The sequence below is a fragment of the Chryseobacterium sp. CG10_8 genome (assembly GCF_058117085.1).
On sequence record NZ_JBYVEB010000138.1, the window covers coordinates 1 to 6,132 of the forward strand.

A 6,132-nucleotide genomic window follows, 5' to 3' on the forward strand; every position below is an offset into this window, starting at 1 on the left:
TTGTATCAAAACCAATCTCTTACAAACAAATTATTGCTTAAATGCCTAATTCAAAAAGTTTAAATACCAAAAAATAACTTCACTTTAAGAGAAGCATATATTTTACCGTTGATTGACCGCATTATCTATATGGCTATTGTGGGAGAATTAGGAGAATTAATTGATGATGCCTTAATTCCTAATGTTTTTGCATCCCGTTATAATAAAATTAACCATAACAGCTTACTAATAAATGGAGTCGAGCAGTGATTAAAACTAAAATATAAAATCGCACAGGAAATTTATAAAAAAGATAAAGACCAATATTATTTCAATTGTATTCTCCATGTTGACATTTTGAATTACTATGATAACATTGATAAAAAATTACTTGTAGAAAAATTGAAAAGAATTGCAACAAACAAAAATCATATAAACACAATTGATTTACTTGAAAAATTTCTATTTAGTTATTCTAAAAAAAGTAATGGGTTGCCTCAAAATAACGATGCTTCAGCTCTACTCTCAACATTCTATTTGAATCAGGTAGACGTTTTTTTAAATAATCATACGCAATCATACTATAGGTTTGCAGATGACATTAAAATTTTATGTAAAGACAAATATGAAGCTCGTAAATTTTTAGTTTTATTAGAAAAGGAACTAAAAAGATGTCAGTTATCCGTTAATTCACAGAAAACTAAAATTGTTGAAATTGTCGATTTGAATGAACGGATTGAGAACAATGACCTAAAAATATCAAGAAATGAAGTTTCAAATATTTTTAACTCTGAAATTGAGCGAATTAAAGTCTTATCAAAATCTTCAAACTATCAGTATAGAAACGAAGCTTTTCATTCTGCAATCAATCTTTTAACTAAAAACATAAATATTGATGGTAATGAAAATGATGAGCAAGCAAGAAATTTAGGCTTTGCTTTAAGAATAATTGAACATTTAGCTAAGTCAAAAATACACTTCCAAACACATCAAAGTGATCTACTTAAAGCCCTATCCCAAGCAGTTACTGCTCTAAAAGATAAACCTTGGATTACCCAACAATTTTGTAGAATACTTTCTTTATTAGAACTTGAGCAATTTTCAGACTTTTTTGCTCCCAAATTAAAGGAATTAGTGCTAAAGGAGCATTTGAATTTATACCCTTATCAGCAATTCCAGATTTGGCTATTATTTGCTAAACAAAAATTTATATGTAAAGAATTAATAAAATTTGCAAGTGAGAAGATAGAAATAAATGATTCTACTCAAAGTGCTACCACATCAGCACAAATCTTATATTTAAGTACAGTAGATAAGAATTTCAAAAGGGTTCTTTTAAGAAAATTTGAAGAAAACTTCACAGATGGTTACTTTCAAAACAGAGCCTCATTAATAGCTTTAAGATCGTTCGATCTTCTAGAGCCTAAAAAAGAAGCTATTAATAAAACTTTATCAAGCTCATTTCAGTTCACATCAAAGTTCGGTCATAAAGAATTGGTTTTCTATCATGAAATTGAATTTAATGATGACCAAGATTTAATAGAAGAATTATTCTCAATATGAAAGACTTTATTATTTGCTACACAGAAAATAAATGGTATTCTTTAGATATTTCAACAGATGAATTTACTGAAGACCATATTTTATCTTTTAGAAATAGGTATTATACTTTTCAGGTCTCAGACTTAATTCGAGAGTTAAAATCTCAAAATGTTAAAAGAATACCAGAAATTATCAATATTGAATCCTTTGATAAGCAATTTTCTCAAAGAGGGAAAGATTTGATGGATTTTAAAAAATGGCATATTTTAAAATCTTTAAGAAGAGAAAATATAATCAACTCACAATACAGAATAACTGATGTAAAAGATTTTTTATTGAAAATAAAAGAATTCATCAATAAATTAATACATGAGTCAAATGAAGAATTTGACAGGTTTAATAGTGTTGAATTAGAAGTTAATAAAATTATACATAAAACATCCTTTGAAGGGATAAAGATTGACAGGGATATTTTAGATAAAAAATGTATTGATCTTCATAAGTCTATCTATGATATAAAAAATGAATTTCAGTTTTCGCATAACATATTTCAGCCTGAATTTGCGAAAACTCAAGTTCGATATTTAAAAGGCAAGAATTATAAGATATTAGTATCAGTTGAAAAAACAATTAGCTTACTTAGAAAATCAGATGTAATCTGTGAAAAATTCAATAAGTTAAATAGATTAAATAAAGATCTACGCACATTATTATTGCTACAGTCAAGGTTAGGAGGAATTGATATTGTAAATCCTTACTTTGTAGGTTTTGGAACTATAACATCTAGAATTATTATAAAGGAGCCTTCACTTCAAAATTTAAAAAAAGAAAACCGAAACATTATAGTTGCAAAAGATGGTAAAGAATTATTTTATATTGACTATAGTCAATTCGAAGCTAGTATATTAGCTCATCTTTCAAAAGATAGCAAACTATTAGAGCTAATAAATAATAATGATGTTTATTCAGATATTGTAATTAATATATTTAAGGAGGAATTAACTGACAAAAGTAGAAAAGAAGCCAAAATACTTTTCTATCGCTATTTATATGGGGATACATTTGAAAACACACCAAAATTCAAAAAGCAAGTTGAAAATTATTTCCAAAAATTTTTTGAATTATCTAAATTCAAAAAAGAATTAATAAAAACATCAATAGAGAACGGTAATGATATTGGCAATGTAAGAAAATTAGATGCTGATAACGATAATGTATGGATTTTAAGTCATTTAATTCAATCTAAAGCTTCTTACATTTTCAAAAAAGCTATCATTGAAACATATCAAAAGGTAAAAAAAGCAAGATTATTAATTCCTTTACACGATGGTGCTTTATATGAAATTGATATTGAAGATTGTCAAAAGATCAAATCTCAAATAATAGATATTTTTATCAAAACATTTCAAAAAGAATGTAGCTTATTAACAAATATTGAAATAAAGGAACAAAATTTCTACATTCCCACATTCACATAACATGATTTTAATGAAATTAATGTCTATCGTGACATATTTTCTCCTCTAATAAGCCCGTAAAGATTAAAAAGAAAGAATCTTATAGTTAAAATATTTATAGCTTCTCCTTTTTTTTCTTTTAGCGCAATTTTTCTTTTTCAAAATAGAGACAAAAACATTTTCAACAAGAGGAATGTTTTTTCCGACTATAAAACATATGTTTTTTAAAAAGCAATATAATTTTAATTACATAGTTTTTTAAGCTTTGCAAGTTTTTGTAAAACAAGTTATTACACGGTTATCAATGTAGGTGATTCCGATGTTTCTGTGTAGGTCATTCCGTATATTTGTTATCTTATTATGTAGGTCATTCCGATTGTCTGAGTATAAACTATGTAGGTCATTCCGACCTATTTTATGTAGGTGATTCCGCTAACTATGTAGGTCATTCCGCTAACTATGTAGGTGATTCCGCTAACTATGTAGGTGATTCCGTTAACTATGTAGGTCATTCCGCTAACTATGTAGGTCATTCCGCTAACTATGTAGGTCATTCCGTAATTTAACATAAGACCAGGCTCTCTCCTACCCTTTTAATTCAGGAAACATTTTTTCGTACATATAGCCACCTAAATTATTAATCTCATTTCCAGTAGAATTCTCAAACCACACTTTTCTCCTGTAAAGACTTGACCCTTTAGCGTCATAATTGTTATTGAATGTAATCATTTCATTAAGTCTTCTGTACATTTCTGCATATCCTATTCGCTGTAATAGATAAAAGACCTGGTTCTCGTTCAATCCGTAATCCACAAAATAAGCTAAAGCCTTACGCTCTTCATCTGAAAGATTATCTTTCTTTATTCGTTTTTTAAACCTAAACTCTAACCCTGTAATTTTCCTTCCTGTTTTCTTTGTGGTATATACTATGTTGTCTATATCAAGCTTAGAGTTTTTATTAATCTCCTCAATTGCAGGATCGAGAAAAACCCTTTTGAACTCTCCCCAAACCTTGAGATATTCAACTTTTTCAAAATCTTGCGGAACTTCATTGTTATCAAAAAGAAATTCTAATTGAAGCTGCTTAATTTCCATACTGTTAGAATAATCTTCTTTATTTGTATATTCAATAAATCCTAAAAGAATTTTGAATTCCTCTAAAGAGACCCTGTAAATTCCTGTTTCTTTATATTGAGAAAGTAATTCAAAAAATTTCTTCCGCTTCTCCCCTTTCAAATCAATAATGTTTTTTTCGATTTGGGTATAAGGAACTTTTGAGTTCTCAACATATTCTAAAGCAAATTTTTTGAAAAAGAAAATTTTACCAAAATTGGCAAACCTTATTTTAAACTCATTAGTGTCAGTATCATTAATCTCAACACTATCAACCAAATTAAAAAAGACAGTAGTTTTTGTGGGTTTATTATAAAACACGCCATTAATATCCCTTAATCCATTAATGACAGAAAAAAACTCTGAGCTTGAATAAGTATTCTTTTTTTCTATATTCTTATATTTCAGAAAACGTTCATAATTGAACTTAACTATTCCGGTGGCGTTTTCGTCGTAAAAATCTATTTCACTTTGGATGAAATACAATATTTCTTTCTGCATTTCGGTAGCATCACGCAAAACACTTTTAGTAAAGTAATTAGACTGTATGAGATAGTTCCCGGTTCTTGGTGCTTTTTCTTTCATTGTTAATTCTTATTGAATTGCTGAAACGTGAAATCTTCAATAGGATTATCCTTATCAAATATTCTGAAATAATTGTTTGCTTTTGGGTTGTCAAAATAATCTTCTTTATGAATATAGCATTTTATCCATAACCAATTATTCACCGTAGCTGCAAGGTTTTTAGGCTTCCATACTTTATGATAAAAACATGTTTTTTTAGTATCCGTGAAATAGACCACACAAAAAAAACCTTTGCTTTCTCTTACTTTCATAACACAATATTTCCTACTTTTGTTACAGGAAAAAACATAATTATATGTTTAAGGGTTGGTTCGTTTTGAGCCAGCCCTTTTTATTTGTTAAAATATTTTTCCTGTACCGCAGACACAATTAAACTTTTGATTGATGTCTCCTGCTCAACAGACATCATCTTCAGTTTTTTAAGTATATCATTTGGAAAATGAACATTAAAGGGAGTCTCCTTCACTTTTTTCTGTACAGGAACAACCTTTTGAACTGGTGTTGATAACTGAGTTTCCTTTGCTTTCCCAATTAGAGCCGATAAATCTTGTTTTGCCATTGTGTATAGATTTATATAATTATATTTTTAAACAAATATACAAATAAATAATTGTATAATTATATTATTGTATAGCGAGTGTTAAAATCTCTTTAGTTAAATTGTCGATCTGACGCTGAGCGTTAGGATTGTCCTCTACCCCATTAAGAACAACGGATCGAGAAAACGACACTAGATCAGAAAGCATTTTTCGAGAAACTCTTATTCCGTATTCTTTCAATTGATCATTGATTTCTTGTGTCAATGTTGTGTTTGGCTTAATCATATTGAAAACAATTAATGCTTTATCCTGATTGTTGCCACTTTTTATGATATCAATTGTTGATTTTATAGCTAGTAAATCTAAAATCCCCGCCTTTGTTGGAATAATAATAATATCTGCAAGATTACAAAGTTCTGCGAGATTATCCGAAAGATAGGGTGGGGTGTCAATAAAAACAAAGTCATAATCAGAGGTTAAAACTTCATTTAGCTTGTCTGAAGAAAAAATAGGAACTTCTGACAACTCTCGGATATTTAATAATGAACCTTGTGAATCCATATCTATAATACAAACATTTGCACTACTTCTAAGGTTGGATGCTAAATTGAATGTGAGTGTAGATTTACCAACTCCACCCTTTTGATGGGTTGTTAGAATAATTTTAGCCATAAACAGAATGTTTGTACAAATATATAAAAATACAAGTATATAATTATAAAAATATGTATTAATATAATTACATAAATGTGTATTTATACAATTATACATTTATATAGAAACAAAAAGATTAAGTTATAAAACTTCTTTCAATTCTGTAAAAAGTTGCTTTACTAATACCTGCTTGTTTACATGCCTTATCTATTGGGATGCTTTTATTATCGTAAAGGTGTTTAGCAAATTGGTACTTCTCTAGA

9 protein-coding genes are annotated in these 6,132 nt (G+C 28.3%); 3 read left to right on the forward strand and 6 right to left on the reverse strand.

The window, feature by feature from the left end; translation table 11 throughout:
• Positions 1-108: 108 nt before the first annotated feature.
• The 3 genes from AC4AGG_RS14870 to AC4AGG_RS14880 are packed head-to-tail and all read left to right on the forward strand — an operon-like array spanning position 109 to position 2,999.
• Positions 109-249, forward strand: a complete 141-nt coding sequence (locus AC4AGG_RS14870; protein ID WP_489772804.1) for a hypothetical protein — start codon at positions 109-111, stop codon at positions 247-249.
• Positions 250-279: 30 nt separating this feature from the next.
• Positions 280-1,542 carry an RNA-directed DNA polymerase gene (locus tag AC4AGG_RS14875; RefSeq protein ID WP_489772811.1) on the forward strand — a complete coding sequence of 421 codons (1,263 nt, stop codon included), beginning with the start codon at positions 280-282 and terminating at the stop codon, positions 1,540-1,542.
• The gene (locus AC4AGG_RS14880) at positions 1,539-2,999 is read left to right on the forward strand and encodes a DNA polymerase (RefSeq protein WP_489772805.1); all 1,461 of its coding nucleotides are present in this window, start codon (positions 1,539-1,541) and stop codon (positions 2,997-2,999) included. Before AC4AGG_RS14875 ends, AC4AGG_RS14880 begins: the two co-directional genes overlap by 4 nt.
• Positions 3,000-3,388: 389 nt before the next feature.
• On the opposite strand, the gene AC4AGG_RS14885 is transcribed toward AC4AGG_RS14880, so the two are convergent.
• The 6 genes from AC4AGG_RS14885 to AC4AGG_RS14910 form a co-directional block, all read right to left on the reverse strand.
• Positions 3,389-3,532, reverse strand: coding sequence for a hypothetical protein (locus AC4AGG_RS14885; protein ID WP_489772806.1), 144 nt, complete (start codon positions 3,530-3,532; stop codon positions 3,389-3,391).
• Positions 3,533-3,563: 31 nt separating this feature from the next.
• The gene (locus tag AC4AGG_RS14890) at positions 3,564-4,676 is read right to left on the reverse strand and encodes a replication initiation protein (RefSeq protein WP_489772807.1); all 1,113 of its coding nucleotides are present in this window, start codon (positions 4,674-4,676) and stop codon (positions 3,564-3,566) included.
• A gap of 2 nt (positions 4,677-4,678) precedes the next feature.
• Positions 4,679-4,927 (reverse strand): hypothetical protein, encoded by a 249-nt coding sequence (locus AC4AGG_RS14895; RefSeq protein WP_489772808.1) that lies wholly within the window; start codon positions 4,925-4,927, stop codon positions 4,679-4,681.
• A gap of 80 nt (positions 4,928-5,007) precedes the next feature.
• Positions 5,008-5,235 (reverse strand): hypothetical protein, encoded by a 228-nt coding sequence (locus AC4AGG_RS14900; RefSeq protein WP_489772809.1) that lies wholly within the window; start codon positions 5,233-5,235, stop codon positions 5,008-5,010.
• Positions 5,236-5,299: 64 nt separating this feature from the next.
• A complete protein-coding gene (locus AC4AGG_RS14905) occupies positions 5,300-5,887 on the reverse strand; it encodes an AAA family ATPase (RefSeq protein WP_489772810.1) in 588 nt (195 codons plus the stop codon).
• Positions 5,888-6,005: 118 nt separating this feature from the next.
• Positions 6,006-6,132, reverse strand: a 127-nt coding sequence (locus AC4AGG_RS14910) for a helix-turn-helix domain-containing protein (protein WP_489772812.1), incomplete at its 5' end; no start/stop codon positions are given.